18 protein-coding genes are annotated in these 19978 nt (G+C 50.7%); 9 read left to right on the forward strand and 9 right to left on the reverse strand.

Translation table 11 applies throughout. The features are described 5' to 3' along the window. Window positions 1–48: 48 nt before the first annotated feature. Window positions 49–2373: a helix-turn-helix domain-containing protein gene (locus AC1DWB_RS08975; RefSeq protein WP_477540710.1), complete on the reverse strand. Its 2325-nt coding sequence runs from the start codon at window positions 2371–2373 to the stop codon at window positions 49–51. A 237-nt stretch (window positions 2374–2610) separates the two neighbouring features. Here AC1DWB_RS08975 and AC1DWB_RS08980 point away from each other — a divergent pair, with 237 nt between their 5' ends. Beyond that, window positions 2611–3513, forward strand: a complete 903-nt coding sequence (locus AC1DWB_RS08980) for a helix-turn-helix domain-containing protein (protein WP_477540711.1) — start codon at window positions 2611–2613, stop codon at window positions 3511–3513. A gap of 151 nt (window positions 3514–3664) precedes the next feature. Next, window positions 3665–4054, forward strand: coding sequence for a VOC family protein (locus AC1DWB_RS08985; protein ID WP_477540712.1), 390 nt, complete (start codon window positions 3665–3667; stop codon window positions 4052–4054). A 517-nt stretch (window positions 4055–4571) separates the two neighbouring features. On the opposite strand, the gene AC1DWB_RS08990 is transcribed toward AC1DWB_RS08985, so the two are convergent. Beyond that, the gene (locus AC1DWB_RS08990) at window positions 4572–7190 is read right to left on the reverse strand and encodes a hypothetical protein (protein WP_477540713.1); all 2619 of its coding nucleotides are present in this window, start codon (window positions 7188–7190) and stop codon (window positions 4572–4574) included. 6 nt (window positions 7191–7196) lie between these two features. After that, window positions 7197–8870, reverse strand: a complete 1674-nt coding sequence (locus AC1DWB_RS08995; protein ID WP_477540714.1) for an RNA polymerase sigma factor — start codon at window positions 8868–8870, stop codon at window positions 7197–7199. Between the two features lie 179 nt (window positions 8871–9049). Here AC1DWB_RS08995 and AC1DWB_RS09000 point away from each other — a divergent pair, with 179 nt between their 5' ends. From AC1DWB_RS09000 to AC1DWB_RS09020, 5 genes are all read left to right on the forward strand, one after another. After that, a complete protein-coding gene (locus AC1DWB_RS09000; protein WP_477540715.1) occupies window positions 9050–9298 on the forward strand; it encodes a ribbon-helix-helix domain-containing protein in 249 nt (82 codons plus the stop codon). 24 nt (window positions 9299–9322) lie between these two features. Further along, window positions 9323–10480, forward strand: a complete 1158-nt coding sequence (gene dnaN, locus AC1DWB_RS09005; RefSeq protein WP_477540716.1) for a DNA polymerase III subunit beta — start codon at window positions 9323–9325, stop codon at window positions 10478–10480. 99 nt (window positions 10481–10579) lie between these two features. Beyond that, complete coding sequence (locus tag AC1DWB_RS09010) at window positions 10580–10795, forward strand: hypothetical protein (RefSeq protein ID WP_477540717.1); 216 nt, start codon at window positions 10580–10582, stop codon at window positions 10793–10795. 538 nt (window positions 10796–11333) lie between these two features. Then, window positions 11334–11870, forward strand: a complete 537-nt coding sequence (locus AC1DWB_RS09015; protein WP_477540718.1) for a sigma-70 family RNA polymerase sigma factor — start codon at window positions 11334–11336, stop codon at window positions 11868–11870. Then, entirely contained in the window at window positions 11857–13188 is a 1332-nt protein-coding gene (locus tag AC1DWB_RS09020; protein ID WP_477540719.1) for a DUF4179 domain-containing protein, read from the forward strand. The genes AC1DWB_RS09015 and AC1DWB_RS09020 overlap by 14 nt, the downstream gene beginning before the upstream one ends. A 62-nt stretch (window positions 13189–13250) precedes the next feature. Here the strand turns inward: AC1DWB_RS09020 and aroC are convergent, their stop codons facing one another. Further along, window positions 13251–14309 carry a chorismate synthase gene (gene aroC / locus AC1DWB_RS09025; RefSeq protein WP_477540720.1) on the reverse strand — a complete coding sequence of 353 codons (1059 nt, stop codon included), beginning with the start codon at window positions 14307–14309 and terminating at the stop codon, window positions 13251–13253. A gap of 138 nt (window positions 14310–14447) precedes the next feature. Then, window positions 14448–14816 carry a helix-turn-helix domain-containing protein gene (locus AC1DWB_RS09030; RefSeq protein ID WP_477540721.1) on the reverse strand — a complete coding sequence of 123 codons (369 nt, stop codon included), beginning with the start codon at window positions 14814–14816 and terminating at the stop codon, window positions 14448–14450. A gap of 360 nt (window positions 14817–15176) precedes the next feature. Between AC1DWB_RS09030 and AC1DWB_RS09035 the strand changes: the two genes are divergently transcribed. Continuing rightward, window positions 15177–15731, forward strand: a complete 555-nt coding sequence (locus AC1DWB_RS09035; protein WP_477540722.1) for a hypothetical protein — start codon at window positions 15177–15179, stop codon at window positions 15729–15731. A gap of 34 nt (window positions 15732–15765) precedes the next feature. After that, on the forward strand, window positions 15766–16407 hold the full coding sequence (locus AC1DWB_RS09040) for an NUDIX hydrolase (RefSeq protein ID WP_477540723.1): 642 nt from the start codon (window positions 15766–15768) through the stop codon (window positions 16405–16407). Between the two features lie 414 nt (window positions 16408–16821). On the opposite strand, the gene AC1DWB_RS09045 is transcribed toward AC1DWB_RS09040, so the two are convergent. The 4 genes from AC1DWB_RS09045 to tenA all read right to left on the reverse strand — a co-directional run bounded on the left by AC1DWB_RS09045 (window position 16822) and on the right by tenA (window position 19919). After that, the gene (locus tag AC1DWB_RS09045) at window positions 16822–17850 is read right to left on the reverse strand and encodes a GntR family transcriptional regulator (protein ID WP_477540724.1); all 1029 of its coding nucleotides are present in this window, start codon (window positions 17848–17850) and stop codon (window positions 16822–16824) included. Between the two features lie 104 nt (window positions 17851–17954). Then, window positions 17955–18752 (reverse strand): phytanoyl-CoA dioxygenase family protein, encoded by a 798-nt coding sequence (locus tag AC1DWB_RS09050; protein WP_477540725.1) that lies wholly within the window; start codon window positions 18750–18752, stop codon window positions 17955–17957. Between the two features lie 144 nt (window positions 18753–18896). Beyond that, window positions 18897–19193, reverse strand: coding sequence for a hypothetical protein (locus AC1DWB_RS09055; RefSeq protein ID WP_477540726.1), 297 nt, complete (start codon window positions 19191–19193; stop codon window positions 18897–18899). Between the two features lie 63 nt (window positions 19194–19256). After that, window positions 19257–19919 carry a thiaminase II gene (gene tenA, locus AC1DWB_RS09060; protein WP_477540727.1) on the reverse strand — a complete coding sequence of 221 codons (663 nt, stop codon included), beginning with the start codon at window positions 19917–19919 and terminating at the stop codon, window positions 19257–19259. Window positions 19920–19978 lie beyond the last annotated feature (59 nt).

Below are 19978 nucleotides of genomic sequence, written 5' to 3' on the forward strand. Positions count from 1 at the left end.
CATTTCTTATGGCACGTGCATTTATTTGTGGTGTAACCGCTGTGAAGCCTACTGGGATGCGGATTTCTCTTCTGACGCAAGCGCCCATTCCCTGTATTCGGTCGGCGTCATGCCGGTATATTTCTTGAACGTTCGCAGGAAACTGCGCGTATTCGTGTAGCCGACACCCTCGGCAATATCGTTGACTTTGCGATTCTTGTCCGCCAGCAGTTCCTTGGAAGCGTGGATTCGGATTTCAATTAAGTAATCGATGAAGTTCTTCTCTGTATGTTCCTTGAACAGCTTGCTGATGTAAGTTGGCGTGAGCTGGAACTCCTCAGACAACCGATCCAGGGAAAATCCGCTATCCTGGTAATGATGCTGAATAAAAGCGAGCATCTTCTCGATCACCTTGTGAGATCCCCGCTGACTGCGTCGTTCTTCCACCTTATCGGCCAACTGCTCCAGCACCGTATGCACGATCCGCTCAGCGTCCTGCCAATTGTCGCAGCGGTTGATCTGTTGATGGAGATTGCCCATATTACCTTGAGCTGCATCCATGTCTATGCCGGTAGAAGCGACGGCTTGCATGGATTTCATAATCAACTCATAGGAAAGCTGGCGGATCATATCGGGGGATACCCCGCCGCCTACCGCTTCCTGAAACACACCAGCCACATAACCTTTCAGCTTGCCATATTCCGACTGCTTCAGAGCTTCGACGATCCGATCGGTCATCTTGAGCATACGGTAGTAATCCTGATTGTCCGACCCGATCAAATCTTCGACGGAAATGACGGAATGGCTGCCGAATATCATTTTGTATTGCAGCGCTTGCCGCGACTCTTCATAGGACTTGGGGATGAGCTTCATATCCCGATAACACCGGCCCACGCCGATTGTCACTTGCAGCCCGAACTGCCGCTCCATGACGTCCAGGACAGATTCGAGTACAGCCAAGGCTCGCAGATGATTTTGTTCCTCGTCTCCTTCGGCGAAGCTGAACAGAATGGCCGCACAGCCCGCTCCCAAGTCGACGGCTACACCCGCATTCTCCATATGCATCATCTCTTCCGCTACATTGCACAACGCATATGTGTATAACGTCTCGTCCTTCGGACTGAACCCGCCCGTTCTCCCGATCTCGGCTGTACAGACGACGAACATTTCCGGAAACAACCGAATACCCGTGTACTCCAGCTGAAGATGAACCGATGCATACTCCGCTCTGTAGCCTGACAGCATGTCCATAACAATACGCCATTTCAACACGGGCTTTGAATCCCGGACCTGCTTCTCCAATTGTTCGCGGTCCATATACATTTGATCGAATACCGTCTCCAGATAGCCAAGGCCTGTTGCCTTTCTTACCGATTCGTGTTCCGACTGAGCCGTCTTGACCGATCCCGATATTTTCCCGATTAATCGGTCAAGTGGCTTGAACGTACGGCGGTTCACGTAGAAGAGAACGGACAGAGCTATGATCATCATGCCAACGGCTATAACGATCATTAATTTACGAGTCGATTCCAGCGGCTGATACACTTGAGATTCGGGAATAACACTGACGATTCGCCACCCTGTATTAGGGGACACTGTATAAAACACCGATTGCTGGATCCCATCCATCTTCATCACGAATTGTCCGCTGCCACTCTGACCCATAATCCGTCCGATGTAAGGGGCATCGCTCAAATTCATATACAATTGAGATTTGTCATCATGGGTCACGATGTTCGCCTGGTCATCGATAATGAACGTATGTCCGCCTTGTCCATCCTCATACACGTGCTTGATCATCTGATATAGAACGTCTTCATTGATATTGACGGCGACGAGACCTTTGCGGTATCCCGGGCTACTAATCGATGGATAGGAACGAATTAGCGTTACGACGTCCTGTTCTTTCACGCCATCCCATACTTTATGCGTGGTCACCCACTTGGAATACCCGATCATATTTTTGTGGTCAGACAACCAACTGACGTCCGAGGCATTTTTTTTGATATACGTTTTGTCCGTCAATATATCGCCGCTAACATCGGAATACAGGAAGACCGAAGAGAACTGTTCGTTCGCTTGGATTAACGTTTTGAGCTTATTGGATAAGGCAAAAAAATTCGCATATTTCTGAGCGGCATCGTCGTAGCTGTCATACATGAAATACACATTCTCAAGCTCCTGCGACATATTCAACAAATCTTTCTCCGTCTGACGGAATACGATCTGGATCTTATCATCGATCTGTTTCAACAACGCGATATGCGTATTCTTCAAATCCTGCTCCAGGCGCCCTACCGTTCCGGTGTAAGACAACCAGAAGGTCGTTATGATGATCGTGATAAAGACCAAGCTGTAAATGAACATGACCTTCCCGGAAATACTGAATTTCATATAAGACCTCCAATAAAATAGAAAGCCAGGGCGCAATCCCTCTGTCACCAGAATACAGGGATCGACCCTCGGCTTTGTATGCGTTTGCACATTCCTTTTCTTCCAATGTAACTGATTTAATGAAAATTGACTTGGTTTTCTGATTGTTTTTTATGGGGAATTGTCCAAACAGCTGACTCCCGTCCCCACACGTTATGATACAATGATACCTACACATTGAACAGCGGAGTTGATCGTATGGCGTTTCAAGCGGATACTTCCGAATTATATCTGGATACTGTAACGAATCAACTGCTGGACGATTTCCCAGTCCATTGTCATTTCCGTGACGGTGTAATTGGTCAAGATCACAGACATTCCCATCGCGGTTACGAAATTTATGTATGCTTGCAAGGTGAGGGCAGACTGCTGGTAGGAGACCGAGTGTACACGCTTCAACCAGGTATGCTCGTGATTATGAGGCCCCATGTACTGCATTGGGCACGAGTCTCCGGAACGAAGCCTATCCATCGTTTCGTACTCTCCATAGATGAGAACTATATCCATTCATGGGTCAATACGATGYCCGCCATAGCCGATTGCCTCCACAGTCTGTTCATCCAATCCGAGTCCGCTTCCTTGCACTGGCAGCTTTCTGTGTCTAAGGTATCCTCTATCCAGCATACGCTTGTTCAGCTTGCAAGAGAAATTGCCGATAAGCCTCCCTACTATGAGTCCGCCATGATCCATCTGCTGGGCGAATTGTTCGTTCTGCTCGCTCGTGAGCAGATAACCACCCAGAACGAGTACGAATCTAACACGGGTCCCCTGCATTTGGCGGAACGGATTCTTCAATACTTTGCCGACCATTATGCTGAACCAATCGAGGTCAGCCGGCTGAATGTACAGTTTAACGTCTCCAGATCCCATATGTACGTTCATTTCAAGCAATGGACCGGTCATTCCGTGAACCGCTACTTGACGCTGTTACGAATCGATCACGCCAAGCGGCTTCTTATGGATACGCCGCTCTCCGTTACGGAGGTCGCCTCYGCTGTTGGCTTCAACGACCTCTCGCACTTCTACCACACGTTCAAGACCGAAACCCGCATGACCCCGAACGAACACCGCAAGCGACACAGGAAGATCACTACCTTGTGAACTTGTGAGTGAGCAAGTTCGTGAGCGGCATGCTGAACTGTATCACTAATCACGGGAAGTTTATCGTGTTTTTACAATACAGGCCTTCGTGATTTTGTTACATTAGGCAAAGAACAATCTTGCCATTCTGTAGAGAGAGGTAGTGGAACCAATGAAGCTGTCGCAAATCAGATTGATTACCAATGATTTTCATAAGAGTGTGGCGTTTTACAGAGACGTGATGGAGTTTTCACTAGGAACGTACGTTGAGGGGATGCAGTTCGCATCGTTTCATACCGGCGAAACTAAAATCGAAATCTTTTCCCGTCAACAAATATCCGAAGTCATCGGCGAAAGAAATCTTCCGATCGACGTGGAGTCACAATCGAAATTCTTACTCAGTTTTGAGGTGGATCAAGTCGATGAGGTTTGCATCGGTTTGAAAAATAAAGGGGTATTATTCCTTAACGAGCCTTATGATCGAAAGGACTGGAATGCTAGAGTCGCTCATTTACGAGATCCCGATGGCAATGTGATTGAGCTATACAAACATCCGCTTTAATGGACCCTACCGTAGGAGGAGTTTTATTGTGGAAATAGCAACGGATATTCCTGAGAATCACAGACTATTGGCTTTTCCATCTTGTAGCAAAATAAATTGATTTACTTCTAACTTGAGTTGTTCGATTCGTGTGAAAAACGCTAATAAAGCTCGAAGAAATGTTCAAGTATGATCCTATACGTCGCCCACCGACCTGAATGGTGCATCACCCTGCTGCGCATGTGCTCAGCCGCGATCAGCCTATGGCTTCACCCTTCAGTCGATCGTAATACAGGGCTTGTGGAGCGAAAAAACTGCAATTGTACATCATTATTTTGTATTTTCCCTGTGTTTTGGGGACAATCCTGCAAATATACATGATTTCTGCTTGAATCGATCTTAGCGGGCGAATTCTGACTAAAATTAATGTACTATTGCAGGATTCCTCATAAAACTAACTAATTCGTTAAAAATGTTGCACATTCGCAGGATTTTTACATTTACAGGATTTGTGTACGTCCATTCATAGAAGACAGCCCTACAGCGGACCTTTGAACATTTGTAATCGCTCTACTAGTCGTTCATAAGCGGCCAGCGCGGCGATCTCCGCCTTCTTCGCCTCCCGCAGCAGCTCGGCCGCCGCATTTCGCCGCTCGGTGTCTGGAATCGGCCCGAACGGCTGCATCCACGGGAACATTTCGAACAATCGGGCGAAATGGCGGTGCAACCGTTCCGCTGCAGCAATCGCGGCGTCTAGTTCATCGGCGGCGTCAATGTCGCCGGTCAGTCGCTGCTTCGCTTCGAGCAGGAATTGCCAGGCGTGATAGCGTAGCTCCTGCCAGCCGTTGGCATGCAGGCCGAGGTACCAGCCATCCATCTTGCCCTTCTCCAGCGCATGGATGACGGTATCATACGCTTCCGCCGCCGTACGCATGCCAGGCTTGGCCCAGGGGCCGTCGGGTTTCGCGAACTCCACTGCGAACTCTAACGCGTCAAGCACGATGGTCCGCTCATCCGCAGGCTCAGCTGGACGAGACCAGTAAACCCGAACCTCTCCTTCCTCCTGGGGAGTCGTATAAGTACCGTGACGTTGAATGTGTTGGCAGCTATTGCAGCGGCAAACCGTCTTGACTGGGCCTTCTGTCCGCCAATCGTTACGTCGGATCGTGCACGGTTGGCACTGACATTGCCCTAATCCGTACATGTTCCATGGAATCGCGGTTGCGGATCGACCATGCCATCCGCTTGTGTAATAACCGTCCTGATCGTACCCGACGAGCAGCGCATACTCTCCACCCGAATGCTCGACAGAACGTCCGAAGCTGGCTAGACCGGCATCAATCGCTTCGCGAGTACCGTCCCATGCCCGGTGAAGCAACTGTTGGTAAGCCTTGCCTTGCGCCCTGCCTTCGATTCCATCAATCTCTAGTCCCAGATTGGCGAACAGTTGAATCATCCGCTCCTCAGGGATCGGCAAGCATATATCGTGAACATTAACCTGTTCCTGGATCGCGAACTGAAACGCCCGCCCGGTTGCCCCCTTCATCCACGATTCTGTGCAGGGGATATTGTAATATTTCAATACGCCCATGAACGTATTGAACATGGAGATGCAGCTAGTATAATGCACATTCAAGCCTGCTAGCTGCTTCTTCCCCGCTAGCTTCTCGGCTATTACGCCGAGCATTCTAGCAGCTTCTCGTTCTGCTTCAACAGCTTGATTCAGGTCAAGCTTGGCGAGTGAGTCCGCTGTAGACTGATACAATCGAATCGCCTCCTCCAACAGACCGGAGCACGAGTCACCGACATGTTCACTCTGTTGCTCGAGATAGTGCACAACAACAGAACGGGCTTCACACCAACTAGCAACTATAGCGGCTAGCGAACGTTCCTTGGCTTGCTGTGCATCGGGAAGTGAATCGGCAGGTGAGTCGATACGCGAGTCAGATAACCAAGCCCGATATAGGACCTCCCCCACTTCCGCGAAATAGTCAGCCACATGGCGGAATGTCTGAATCACCCCTTCCCTTGCCGACATCGGCGCAAGGGACCCGACCGCATACATCTGTACTCCGGCATACCCGGCAGCCTCTGAACTACTGACCCGCCGCCTCCGGCCACCGCTCTCCACCGTCAACTCCACTCCCGAAATCGCGGTAATTGCGGCATATCCTTCCCCCTCCGCAAGCTGGCCGAATACAGGCAATCCTTCGGCCAGTGCGCCACGTATAAAGGAAGCTATTCCTACTGGATCGCTGTCTGATCTGTCCGCTTTGGCTGTGACTACGCCTGATCCTGATCCTGATCCTGATCCTGATCCGTCCACTACTCCATTTGCCCCGCCTACTTCGTTCACGCCTGCCCAACGGATCAACTCCAGCCCAAACACACGAGCAAGCTCAATAGTCGATGGTTCGAGCATGTCGAACGAATCCTGCCCATCTAGCGCAGGAACCCGGAATGCAATCCCCAGTCCTCCGACGAGCGCTGCCCGGTCCGCATACCGGTTGTACGTTTGCATCGCGCCAAGTAGGCAGCCCACTGAGGACAGTGCTTCTGGCACAGCCTGATAGCCTTGCAGCACGATGACTCCCGGTACTTCCTCCCCCTCTCTAGCAACCGGGTAGCGCTCCGTGATTTCAAGCGAGCCGACCGACAAGTTCGCCCGCCAACCCGTGTGAATCCCGACTTTACCGGATAGCCCCCGGTAATTGCCCGGCAACAGGAAACGTTCTTCGCCATCAACAAGTAGGCGCATGACATCCTCCGCGATGATCCACTCGACGTAATGCCAACGCCCGACCGGGACATGCCCGGCCCCCTCTATATTGAAGATTTGGCCCGTAGCCGGGTGCCTTACATGCAGCAAATCCTCGCGCCGGTCCCAATTCAGAATGATCTTACCTTTGGCGTATACGAGACATATATTCGTACTGTCCGTCATCACAGTCGCTTCAATAGTCATAGGCGTCTTGTATTCCCGCTCCGTCCAAGCGGTATGAATACCGAACGAATCCGTGAATTGGATGCCATCGGGCGTTCGAACCGGGGTACTCGCTGGTGCTGCCATAAGCCGATCAATCGTCTGCCCCCCACTGAATACAGGAATATGGACGGGACCGGAACCCACTTCTGATTGTGCTGCATACTTATTCATAAACATTCACTCCTTCTCCAACTGGTGTAACAACCGTGCTAACGCTTCTATGCCTGCTTCTTCATGTTCCTTAAGCTGACATAACCATCGAACCGCCTCTCGAGCCGATTCACGATCCTTAAGATGGCCTCCCTGTGGAAAAGGAAACAGATGTGTCAATTGAGCCAAACAATTCGCCGCCTCATAATAATGCCCCTCCGCACGAAACAACAACGCATTCCGCTCCTTCCCCATACGGGTAGTTAATCGGCGCAAGAAACGGATCGCATGCTCTCTCGCGTCAGCAACGACGCGCAAATTGTACGCATTGCCCAGAGGATTTGCCGTTCCATCCACTATCGCCGTCTGCCACGCTTCATACCCGGCCAATCCGCCTATATAGCCTGGGAACGTCGGCTCCCCGTAAGCATGGGCGATGATCATCCGCAGTGCGCCCTGCAACGCTTCCTCCAAGGGAGGCTTCTTCGCTATCGGCCGCAGCATCATCACGAACAACCCACCAGCTCCGCCCCGCCCAAGCTGGTCGTAGGACAACGTATGCATTCCTTTGCCATCAACTCCCGTGAATTGCTGACTGTTGTCGTCGTACCCGACAAGCAGCCCGAACTCCGGCGAGCCCAAGTCCCAGGCAATAACCGGTATCCCCTCGCCAATCGCTTCTCGAGCGTGGGCAACGGCTTCGCCCAACATATACGCAGTTGGCGGCAGTCCGCCGTCCCCAACGTGCTGGAAGCGAAGCCCTAGTGGCTTGACCCCCTGCGCAAAAACCGGTTCCCAGAAATACATAAGCGGCCCAGATACATCGATTCGACCCGCCTCTAGATTCAATCGAAACGCCTGACCGGTCAAGCCTATCACATCACTCAAAACCCACTCGCTTGCACCGCGGTGAAGCAGCGATAGATGTACACAAGCTGCGAACGAGTTCAGTCTGGACGGCCACCCGTCCTTCGGCACACGCAGCGGAAGATGAACCTTCGCCTTATGCTCGGAATCCGACTCGTCGATTCGTTCACGCAAGTAATGGCGTACCCGCTCCATCTTCACCTTCTGCCGGGAGCGGGTCAGCAGCTTGTAGACGCCTCCCTCCGTCATATCGAACAAGTGAGCGATCTCTTGCGGCTTCAACTGCCCGAAGAAATGCGCTTCGAACACATCGCGTTCACGCTTGGACAAGCCTTGCATCATACTGCGCACAGCCACGAACAATTCCCGCCGCATGAGCTCCCGTTCTGGCTCAACGAAACTGCCCAGCTGCGGTTTCGAGCGCGTCATATGGTACAGGATATGGTCAAGATCATCCCAGTTCACATCCGAGGAAGCGCCACTCTCGGCCCCATCCTTCTGCCCTCTTTCTCGTCCAGCCATGATAGTAATCAGCATCTCCGGCGCCGAACGCTCCGTCTTCCTTACTTGCATGAGCGCCTGATTGCGGACAATTCGACTTAACCACGGCGCGAACCGCTCCACGTCCGTCAGTTGGGTGATATGCACGTAAGCCTGAAGCAGTGCCTCCTGTACGACGTCCTCGGCGGTCACCGGGTCCCGAACGATGCGCTTCGCAATTCCAAACGCCTTCTCCCGGTACAGCCGAACCAGCTGCTCGAACGCCTCGACTTCGCCTTGCTGAGCCCGTGCTGTGAGCTTATCTTCACCAAGTTCGTGGGGATCAAGATTCATACGTCCCTCCTTTTCTTCCGTCTATTAGGTTTGATGCTGACTTGAACTTTTTTTGGACATCGAAAGCAAATATTTATTGTTACATTACCGCCATTGCCAGCCGATAACTATTTTGCTAAAGTAAAGATATACATAATCATGATTTAAGTTACCTATTTCAAAAATAAAGGACTGACAACTTGACCAAGTCGAACGAGCAAACGAAAACGAAGCTATTCATTCCTAACCAAGAAGGCCAGCTCAGCCTTCTGCTAACTAAGGGCGGGCCTAGACCGGGAGCCGGACGGAAACGAATCGGAATCACGAAGAAAGTATCTATTACCTTGCCACAAGAAATGTGGGATGCCTTGGAACAGCGGGTCTTGGCTGAGCAATCTACCAAATCCGAAGTCATCCGAAAGATGATTGAACAGATCATGTCCAATTAATAATCCGAAAGCTAGGTGAAGTCGATGTTCGCCATCTTATCCCAACATGATCTACTGAAGGCGCTCCAGCATGTGACCAGAGCTGTCGAAGCTTCCAGTCCGCTCCCGATCCTAGCAGGCGTGTTGCTCGAAGCATATTCCGATCATCTCAGTCTAACGGCTAGCAGTACACGGATGCGAATTCAAGTCGATATTCCACTGGCAGTGAATTCCCATCAGAGGAGCCAGATAGTGGCCCAGCCAGGCCGTATTGTAATACCAGCTCGCTACATGTTGGAGATGCTCCGCAAGTTCCCTCACGGCGATGTTGTGATTGAATCCGATGAGCAGCTAATCCTGACCATCCGTTCCGACTCCACCATATACCGTTTGTGYGGGATGGAAGCTGAACAGTTTCCTGTCATGCCTCGACCCGATTCCTTCGATTGCACCATACAGCTTCCCAATCGTTTGTTGAAATCAACCGTAAGACAAGTGGCCTTCGCCGTCTCGACCTCAGAAGCTAGACCCGTCTTAACCGGGGTGCTATGCCGTGTAGATGCTGGCGCTCTTCGATTCCTGGCGACGGATGGCATCCGGCTAGCTTCTCACACCGTTGAACTCCCCACAGAGCCTGTTACTGGGTCGCCCATTCAAGTCGTCGTTCCTGGCAAGACGCTCTCCGAATTATGCAAAATGTTGGACAACGAAGATGAGGTAACCGAACTGTCGATCAGCCGTAATCAGATCCGGTTCAGCAATCCCTCCTTCCAACTGCTGTCGGTGCTTCTGGACGGAACGTTCCCTCCCACAGAGAAGCTCATACCTCAGTCGTGCTCGACCGAAATCACGGTGAGCTCTACGTCCATGTTGCAAGCGTTGGAAAGAGTTAGTCTACTGGCCGGAGAAGATCATCTTGTCAGGTTGTCCACCGTATCTGCATCCTTCTTGCGGATCAGCACCGTGTCCAGTCCCATTGGCGATGCAGTCGCTGAAGTTCCATTGCTGAGCATGAACGGAGAACCTGCAACGATTTATTTGAACAGCAAATATATGGCTGAAATTATGCGCGTGATGGAAGGCGTCGATGTACGCATCCGATTGGCCAGTAGCATGAGTCCGCTGGTCATTGTACCGGTTGGCGCCCAAGCGCCCTTGTATTTGCTTACCCTGATTCGTCATCGGGATGCACAGTCCGCTTAATTAGCTAATTCGTTCAACGGCGCTTTTTTCCTTCCACGTCCGCTTTTGATACAATACAATTAGGTATAGGTTTGTTCAAGATTAGGAGACCGATGCACGATGGCCAATAACCGCCGATTACTGACCGATCAGGATTTTCAGGAAGCGCTGGACAAGCAAGTGCTTGTCCGTGTGTTCCAGCACGATCATATTGTGGATTCCGGAGCGGTCATTACGCGCTTCGACGAGCGCACCGTTGTGATTCAAGCCGGGGTCAGCGACGTCTCCTACCATTCGAGGGAAGCTTGCGAATTTTTCGAGATGAAGCGAAAGTAGGAGCACACACAAAGAAGGAGCTTGACCGCATGGCGCGGTCGAGCTCCTTCTTTGCTACGAGAGTGGGGGCTAGAGCTATAAGCGACTCAATCGCCTTACAGCACTCCCTAACCCACTTTATTACCATGAACCAGCAATGCTACATATACAATTAATAACGTGACTGTAATGAAGCCCAACCCGATCGTTACGTACATAGTAACATCAGAACTCATAATCAATATTCCTGATAATAGTAATAATCCAATATTCTCTTTGTTGTATCTTTTTGCACCGTTCTTTATCAATCTGAAAATTACTATTGAACTAATGAATGTATAAACAATCATAGCAAAGGTTGTAATCATGTGTCCTCCTAAAATTCATCAGAGGTAGTCAGCCCGAATCCAGTAATGTTATTTCATTATAGCATGCAATTTAGCTCATCTCAGATAATAGGTTGAAATTTCTCTCCCTCCACGCGAACCTGGAACCCTGCTCCTCCATCTAATCCTTAGAATGCATTCGAAACCGCAACACGACAAGGAGGAATGCCTGTTTGCAGGAGCTAGTACCAGATATCCAGCTTGCCCGCAAAGGGGACAAGGAAGCTTTTATTAGACTGATCCGGGTGGCACAACACAGTCTCTACGGTGTGGCTCGATCAATCGTCAAGCATGACGAGGATTGCGCCGACGCCATTCAAGAAACGATTCTCAAAGCCTGGAAGGCGCTGCCTTCGCTCAAAGAAGCTGATTACTTCAAAACATGGCTGTTCCGCATTCTCATCAACGAGTGCAATCAAATATTGCGCAGAGAGAAGCGGACCGTCCCGTCGGACAATCTGCCGCTGGAAGTGACGACTGTCGACAACTACGAGAACATCGACCTGCTTGAAGCGGTCAATCGACTCGAAGAGACGCTGCGGCTCGTGGTGAAGCTGCACTATTATGAAGATATGCCGCTCAAGCAAATCGCGGAGGTGTTAGAAACGCCGGAGGGAACAATCAAGTCAAGACTTCACCGGGCTCGCTTGCTACTAGCCGAATACCTCCAAGGACCTGACGAAAGGAAGATCAGCTATGAATCCTGTTAACATAGATATAGAACTAACGAAGCTGCTGAGGAACAGTCCAGCCGAGATGCCGGAGTTAGTCCTGAGCCGGATCGATCAAACGTTGGAGCATCTGCCTGCACGGCAGCACAGCAAGAAACCGGTTCGAACGGTCCTATGGGCATCCACAGCCGCGGCTATGGTGGCAGGCTGCATCGTCGGATCGGCCTTCGTCTCTCCTAATTTTGCCATGGCTTTGCGACAGGTGCCCGGGTTGGAATCGGTGTTCCGCATCGTAGGCGATTTGGGGCTGAAGACGGCAGATGAGCGTGGCCTCGTATCGAACATTAACCAGTCGGTTACGGATCAGGGAATCACTCTGCGAATCTTGGAAACGATGTATGATGGGTCCCGGCTAACGGTCGGATATGTGCAGGAATCGCCTGGCGGCATTCAAGAGCTGGATGACGTGGAATATGCCATCAATGGGACGCCTATGCATTTTCCAGGCAGCGGCTCGGGCAGCCGGATTGACGATCACACGTATGCGGGCGTGCTGAATATAACGCCGGAGAAGGAGCTGCCTGACAAATTCCGGCTCACGGTAACCGTCCAACGCATCGGAACGACGGATGGTCGCTGGCAGTTCAGCTTCCCAGTTCGTAAGATGGCGTCCAGCAACAAAGTCGTCATTCCCATGACGACCCGAACAGCGGGCGACCTTACCCTGACGGTGAACAAAATAACGTTCACTCCGAGTGCAACCGAGCTGAATCTACAGATTAAGCAGCCGAAGCAAGTCCAGCGATTCATCGACTACGAGCTTGTGGACGACAAAGGTGCCGTGTTCGAACGCCGAGGAGGAAGTGGCGGTGGACGAACCGAAGGCGACGATGAAATCATGGACTTCAAGCAAATGTTCGGTCCGGTCCAAGACGTTCCCAAGACGGTCACGGTTCGACCTATCCTAAACACGCTTACGACCGAACCTCTGAAAGAAACTAGAGTTGCCTTGGAACAAGCACCCGATGAAAGCCACCCTCTCTTACTATCTCAAGGACCTAGCGGATCGCTGAAGATCACGCAGGTGGAGTATCGCAAAGACAAGACGTTGATCCATTACCAGACCGAAGGAGTCCAACCTTTCATGCAGAGTACGCAGCTATGGATGGAGGACGAATCCGGAAAGAAGCATATGCGGTTGGATAAGCCTACCGAGACGGTAGATCCGATCCACTACAAATTCATACGTGAATTTCCAGCCTTCCGCCCGGATCAGAAGCTCACTGTCGTAACGAGAGAGCTGCCTGTTCCGAATTATATCAAGGAATTGGAGATGACCATTCCGATAGCCCCGTAAGACGACAACGAGCTCAGCGCTCTCTTAGACATAAGAGAGCGCTGAGCTCGTTGTTTGTTTAATTAGCCATCCAGCATAGCTGCCTGGCGTTTATAGTGATCCTCAATTACAAGGCAGGCCATAGCTTCCACAACCGGAACAATTCTGGGGCATATACATGGGTCATGCCTGCCTTCAGTAACAATGACTCGCTCTTCCCCGTTCACCCCTATGGTTGATTGCGGAACGGTTATGGAGGAGGTCGGTTTAACCGCCACGCGGAACACAATGTCTTGACCTGTGCTGATTCCACCGATAATCCCACCGGAGTGATTGCTTATGAATCCAGAGGCATCCATGGCATCGTTATGTTCACTCCCGAGCATGCGGGCAGCCGCGAAACCTTCCCCGAACTCAATCCCCTTGATCGCTCCAATCGAGAGCATCGCCTTCGCCAAGTCCGCATCGAGCTTATCGAAGACAGGTTCGCCCAAGCCAGCAATCGCGCCTCTTATCCGGCATTCGACGATACCTCCGCAGCTATCCCCCTTGCTCGCGAGCGTTTCAATCATCGCTATCATCTCGTTCGCCGCTGCCGGATCGCATGCTCGGACCGCGTTACGTTCAATCTCATCCTCGTCAAAAGCAGTACATGCAATGCCGCCAATCTCTTGCGTATAAGCGACGACACTGATCCCTCGACGTTCAAGCAGCTTACGGGCCACTGCTCCAGCGGCTACTCTACCTGCCGTTTCTCTACCTGAAGCTCGACCGCTGCCACGATGATCCCGAATGCCGTATTTCTTCACATAAGTAAAGTCGGCATGTCCCGGGCGAAAAGCGAATTGGATGTCATTGTACGCCTCCGGTCTCATGTCCTTATTGTATAAGATAACGAACAACGGCGTTCCCGTTGTCTTCCCTTCATACATACCGGAGAGAATGCTTACAAGATCATATTCTTTTCTAGGTGAAGTAACCGAGGATTGCCCCGGCTTTCTTCGATCCATCTGCACTTGGATATAGGCAGGATCGAGTTCAACACCAGGCGTCACCCCATCGATAATGACACCGACCGCCTCACCATGCGACTCACCGAATGTGGTCACTCTGAACATCTCGCCGAATGAATTCCCGGCCATACGACCACCTCCTCTAGGGGACTTTTCCTTTTCTACTATCATAACGACTGCGTTGTGATAGTAGAAATTGAAATTCCCGATCCTAGCCATAGAGAGATTCTATGCCATCTAATGCGCAAAACAAAAACGAAGCAGTTCTCACCGCTTCGCCTTTCCATTCCCGCTATCATATTTGGCGCGCTTCTCCTTCAGCAGCCTGAACATCTCCAGACTGTCCTTCAGATGGTTCGCCTCATCTGGTGTGAGCTCCTCCATCTGACCGTCAATATACACTTTCGCTTTCCCGTACGGTTCATCCGATACCGGCTTCAGCTCGCCCAGGAGCAGCCAGTCCAGCGAAACATCGTAGAGTTGGGAAATTTTTTGCAGGGTATCGTTATCGGGTTGCGATTTATCATTTTCATACTTCGAAATCGTCGTAAAATTCAATCCGAGGATCTTTGCAACTTCGTGCTGCGTCATTCGTTTGCTGTTACGGGCTTTCTTCAATCGGGCGCCGAATGTCATGCCAGTCTCACCTCTGACCCCCAGTATAAAACATTTGAAATATCTTCAAAATAATGTTGAAGATTATTCTATTGTTAGGTTATAATTTGAAATATATGCTAGTATTATATGGAAATTCCTGATGGTTTCCATCAAAAAAGGAGAGCGCTCATGTTATTTATGTCTGTGAACGACCCCATGTTCAGATGGGTCCTACTCGCTGGCCTTCTGACATTTGCATTGTGCATCGTATTGGAAATTCGTATGAGACGCCAGCGCAAGCACAAGAGACAGCAGCCAGTTGAACGTAACAGACACCAAGATCCTACTAAGAGAATGTAGCAAGGTACGTCTTTACTATCCCAGTTAGGAGGACGATGCATGCGGTCAATCTTCGGTAATCAGGCCTTTGCATTCGCATGGTTGCGTAACTCGGCCCAGGACGATAGCGAGAGGCGTCAAGAGTTATTGAACTTGGAAGAAGCGATGAGGGAGGCACTTCATCAGAAGGATGTGCTCGAACTTGCATACGCATCAGGACATTGGACGGAGTGGGCCTTACCTGTTGTGAACCGGATTACATCAGTCGATATCGCCTATTCAGCGATGGACTATGATTTGGCAACGATTCCTGGTCACTACAATGCAGGGTTGGGGAATTTCTGGCTATCTCGAACTCCAGAGCTTCAGATTAGAAGTGTATTGAACGCTTTGCATGAACGGATCAGCTATGGAGCGACCGTCTTCATGGCTGACCAAGTACATGCAGATTGGAACGGAGGTGAATTGATACAACAAAGCTCGAATCCCTATGTGTTGGAGGATCAGCTGCTGGAATACTTCGGTCCTTATACGAAGGAACTTCATCTTCACATGGGCAAATGCTTCTGGTATGTTATTTACGAAGCATTCCCCTGCAAAGGGAGAAGAAACTGACGATCACTAAGGGCCGAGGAGAATACATACTACCATGACGACGATGGATACGCATGAAGAGCAACTTGATATTTATGATGAAAGTGGTGTTCATCTTGGTGTTGCCGCTCGAAGTGTTGCGCATGCCAAGGGTTACTGGCACCAGACGTTTCATTGCTGGATCTTGAAGCGTGAGCATGGCGAGGAATGGTTGCTATTTCAGAAACGGCACTCCAACAAAGATACGAATCCGAACAAATTCGACATCACATCCGCCGGACATCTGCTAGCTGGAGAAATGATAGCGGATGGTATCCGAGAGCCTCAGGAGGAGCTCGGCATCGATGTCACGATGGACGAGCTGATCCCCCTCGGTGTCGTGCGATATGAACAACAAACGGCCCATATTGTGGACCGGGAGTTGTGCCACGTGCACCTGCTGTTCTGCGATCTACCTTTCGAGGCTTACCGGCCTCAACTGGACGAAGTAGCTGGGTTGGTGCAGATCCGCTTGTCGGATGCGCTAGCTCTATTCCAGGGAAATGCGGACGAGGTGTTGGCTTCTGGAGTAGAATGGCAGGAGGACAGCGGAATACGTAGAGATGTACAGTACATGCTGCAACCAGATGACTTCGTCGCTCATGGCAGCTACTACGTATCGATGCTGGAGCAAATCTCTCAGTTGGCACAGAAGTGAAATAACGTCCTTCAATGCGCTCGGCGCTCGGTTTGGCGGATCGTACTTCAAGTTTATCGGAACCGTCGATTTGGAGTCGAATTATTCAAGAGGGAACATCATTCCGCTATCCTCCCAATTTCATTCGATTTCAACTCTGAGGAGGAACGTCATTCCGCTATGAGCTTGGTTTCCAGTCGAAATGTAGGTGAAAAGCCGAAATAGCGGAATGACGTTCTCTTCCGTCCCTCTTTTCGCACAAATTAGCATAACATAGGGGAATCTCGTTCCCATAAGCCAAGTCATCCTCTCCTGTTCCACAGAAGATCCTCTGGTACAGGCGTTTCGTTAGGCGCTTGGGGACACCCTTATGCAGGGCTCTAGGAACTTAAACTCTAATGATAAATGGACGGATTCGTAACCGAATCCGTCCATTTAGCTTCCTAACCGGATAACGTTGCCCGGAAGCTCATAGCTGCTAGCCTGCCACAACTCGCCTTGATTGTTCTGCGCAGCCAGCCGCTGATAGGCTTTCTCGGCCAACAGCTTCATCGGCTGCTCATACACCGTGATCGAGTAGTTCACCATCTCCGGAAGATAATCGATTGCGGACAATGCATTACCTTCGAGTCCCTGGTTGTGCAGATACTTGGCAGCAGCCAATCCGATCGGACCATTGCAACACAGTATCCCCGCGGGCAACACTTGCTCTTGCCGGAGCCGCTCCAACAGAAGGAACGTCTCCCGCTCAACCTCTCCTCCCCACGGGATCGTGTAGATGCGTCCTTCGCCTCCGCTCACTTCCTGGAAAGCCCGTTCCCTCATCAGCTCACTCGGAAGAGCCATCCCATGATACCCGATGAAGATGATATTCGCTTGATCGCGCGTTCGCATCTCCTCATACAGCGACACCACCGCATGATGATTATCTACGCAGACGATATCCGCGACATCGGTCTCGTACATCTGATCGAAGAACACCATATTCACGCCAACTGACCTCAACCGCTTCAGCAGAGCAAAGTCTATCTGTTCCGTCTGCGGCCAAAACACGATATTGCGGATGTTTTTCTTAACTAGCCGAAAGAACAGCTCTTCGGATTGAAGCGCACGACCTTGAAAATCCTGCTTGAATAAAACGAGGGAACCGTTCTCCTCTGCCGCTCGTTCGAAATGCTCCATAAAGGAGGAAAAAAAAGGATTGTGAACAGCGGCAACCAGGGCGATCAGATCGAGCGAGCTCTGGAATCCTCCCTTGCGTCGGGCAACTACAGTTCCCTGGCCTTGCACACTCGCAATGAGGCCTTCCTTCTTCAGTTCGTCCAATGCCTTGCGCACGGTCACGCGGCTAAGCTCGTAAGTCTCACACAGCTCATGCTCGGTCGGAAGCACGAATCCGTTCGTATACGTACCGGCTATAATATTTTTCAACAGTTGGTCTTTCAGTGTGAGATACAACGCCATCTGGCTACAACCAGCCTTTCACTCTACATGCTTCCTATTGGAACACAAATCGAAACTCAGCGCAACAGCCTCCTAACGGTTCAGGTCTAATCTGCGTCTTGGTTCTATACCTCGTCTGTGCTGCTGATATGATCCTCGGGCGACAATCTGGCGAAACGTTCGGTCGGTATGACCCCTTGCGGGTTATGCTGGAACTCGTCTACTCCGCGAACCAGATAAGCTTTGAACTGGGGAGCTTTTGACAGGTCACAGCGTACATTCGTACCGGAATAGCGGACCGTTAACCCAATTCTCCAACGATCCGAGGTATTGGCCGGAGAGCCGTGCACAATCGCATCATCGTGTAGCGACACTTGCCCGGCTTTAATAACAAGCGACTGGGCATCCGCTTCATTGAAAGTACCCTGCTCCAGCTCAAGCGTTAGCACGGAATCGCCGGATATACTCTTATGCTTGATCAGCCCCGCCTTATGGCTGCCCGGAATGACCTGCATCGCCCCATTGTCCAAACCTACATCAGTAAAAGCCAGCCAGATCGTTACCGAGTTATGAGGGTGCAGCGGCCAATAATAGGCATCCTGATGCCAAGCTACGGTGTCCTTCGTGTTCGGTGCTTTGGCAAAAAATTGTGAGCCCCACATATAGAAGTTAGGTCCGAGTATGCCTTCCACATAATCCAGAATCCGCGGATGCGTGCAAACATCGTATAACCAACGGCTGGACATATGCCACTCGCGGATGACCATCATTTTCTCGTCTCCTTGAAGATGAGCCATCAGCTCCTGCAGCTCTGCATTCAGCTTCACCATCTCGTCTTCACTGAATGCCGGCGGCAGTCCGATCAAGTAGCCTCTGTCTTTGTAGGATTGCTTTTGCTCTTGGGATAACTGGTAACGATCCATAAATAAGATCACTCCTCATAATTTGTATTATTATATAATACAAATTTATCATAAGTCATCATTTCTGTCTCGTCAATTGTTTTCAAGCAGGACAAAGAAACCTAGCCAACGATGACTAGGTTTCTTCGAATGCAGACGTAACCGCTAAGACATCCGGTACTCCCTTATTACATGCAGGAGCAGCCGATACAACCCGTATAACCCCAAATACGAACTTGCCCATAGAAACAGGCCGTTGTGCAATATCTTATGGACATCGGTCGTAAAAATAGTACCGTTAGCAATTGATTGTTCCACGACAAGTGCAATCTTCCCTGCCACAACAAAAGCACATAGTACCGCTAACACTTCCATCGCGATCTTGATTTTGAAGGAGAACCATTGCAAGCCTAGCAGAATGAACGGGAACACGATGGTGCCCGCCACGATCAGGAATGTCATGCCTATCACCTCGTTACAAGCATGGACACTTTTCCTCTCGCTAATACGGGTATGCTCCTGCGACTAGATCGGCCATTTCTCCAACCGATAGGCCATTTCCCAGAAGCTGTACTCATACTGGCTGCTGATGAGAAAATGACGCTTCATCCGCTCCCGATCGTATTCCGTGACTTGGGCAGCTATCGCATCCAGACGATCGATCTGCTCCTGCACGGTCTCCCGGAATCGCTCCGACCCATAAGTGCCAATCCATTCCCGATAGATCGGTTCATCAGGCGTCGCTCCCTTCAGCTTGTCGCCAATCTCCAGATACAGCCAGTAGCAGGGCAGCATGACGGCGACAATATCGCCTAGATGACCCGTATAAGCAGCTCGCAGCAAATGCGAAGTGTAAGCGTAGGCCGTCGGCGAGGGCTGGAAAGCCGCCTTCTCCTCCGACGTAATGTTCAGCAGGCGGGCGAATTTCTCGTGCATCGCCAGCTCCGTGTTGTATGTGCCCTGGATGTGCAGCGCCATCCGGCCTGATGTGTGCAGGTCATGCGCCTTGGCCGCGCCTAAGCCTTGCACTTGAGCGAAGACCGACAAGTAGTACGAGTCATTCAGAACGTAATAGCGAAAGCAATCGAGCGACAACGAGCCGTCGGCTATGCCTTGCACGAACGGATGAGCGAAGCTGGCTTCCCAGCTTGCATTCGCCTCTAGGCGAAGTTGTTCGGTGAATTTCATCTATGTTCTCTCCCCAATCTATGTGTATATTCGCTACCTATTCAACCAATTAACCCATT

The organism is Paenibacillus sp. P4_E11, assembly GCF_056401635.1.

Excerpts from the sequence above, each read along its gene's own strand:
- AC1DWB_RS08975 (WP_477540710.1), bottom strand. The coding sequence starts at position 2,373 with ATGAAATTCAGTATTTCCGGGAAGGTCATGTTCATTTACAGCTTGGTC.
- AC1DWB_RS08985 (WP_477540712.1), top strand. The coding sequence starts at position 3,665 with ATGAAGCTGTCGCAAATCAGATTGATTACCAATGATTTTCATAAGAGT.
- AC1DWB_RS08990 (WP_477540713.1), bottom strand. The coding sequence starts at position 7,190 with ATGAATAAGTATGCAGCACAATCAGAAGTGGGTTCCGGTCCCGTCCAT.
- AC1DWB_RS08995 (WP_477540714.1), bottom strand. The coding sequence starts at position 8,870 with ATGAATCTTGATCCCCACGAACTTGGTGAAGATAAGCTCACAGCACGG.
- AC1DWB_RS09010 (WP_477540717.1), top strand. The coding sequence starts at position 10,580 with ATGGCCAATAACCGCCGATTACTGACCGATCAGGATTTTCAGGAAGCG.
- AC1DWB_RS09020 (WP_477540719.1), top strand. The coding sequence starts at position 11,857 with ATGAATCCTGTTAACATAGATATAGAACTAACGAAGCTGCTGAGGAAC.
- aroC (WP_477540720.1), bottom strand. The coding sequence starts at position 14,309 with ATGGCCGGGAATTCATTCGGCGAGATGTTCAGAGTGACCACATTCGGT.
- AC1DWB_RS09030 (WP_477540721.1), bottom strand. The coding sequence starts at position 14,816 with ATGACATTCGGCGCCCGATTGAAGAAAGCCCGTAACAGCAAACGAATG.
- AC1DWB_RS09035 (WP_477540722.1), top strand. The coding sequence starts at position 15,177 with ATGCGGTCAATCTTCGGTAATCAGGCCTTTGCATTCGCATGGTTGCGT.
- AC1DWB_RS09040 (WP_477540723.1), top strand. The coding sequence starts at position 15,766 with ATGACGACGATGGATACGCATGAAGAGCAACTTGATATTTATGATGAA.
- AC1DWB_RS09045 (WP_477540724.1), bottom strand. The coding sequence starts at position 17,850 with ATGGCGTTGTATCTCACACTGAAAGACCAACTGTTGAAAAATATTATA.
- AC1DWB_RS09050 (WP_477540725.1), bottom strand. The coding sequence starts at position 18,752 with ATGGATCGTTACCAGTTATCCCAAGAGCAAAAGCAATCCTACAAAGAC.
- AC1DWB_RS09055 (WP_477540726.1), bottom strand. The coding sequence starts at position 19,193 with ATGACATTCCTGATCGTGGCGGGCACCATCGTGTTCCCGTTCATTCTG.
- tenA (WP_477540727.1), bottom strand. The coding sequence starts at position 19,919 with ATGAAATTCACCGAACAACTTCGCCTAGAGGCGAATGCAAGCTGGGAA.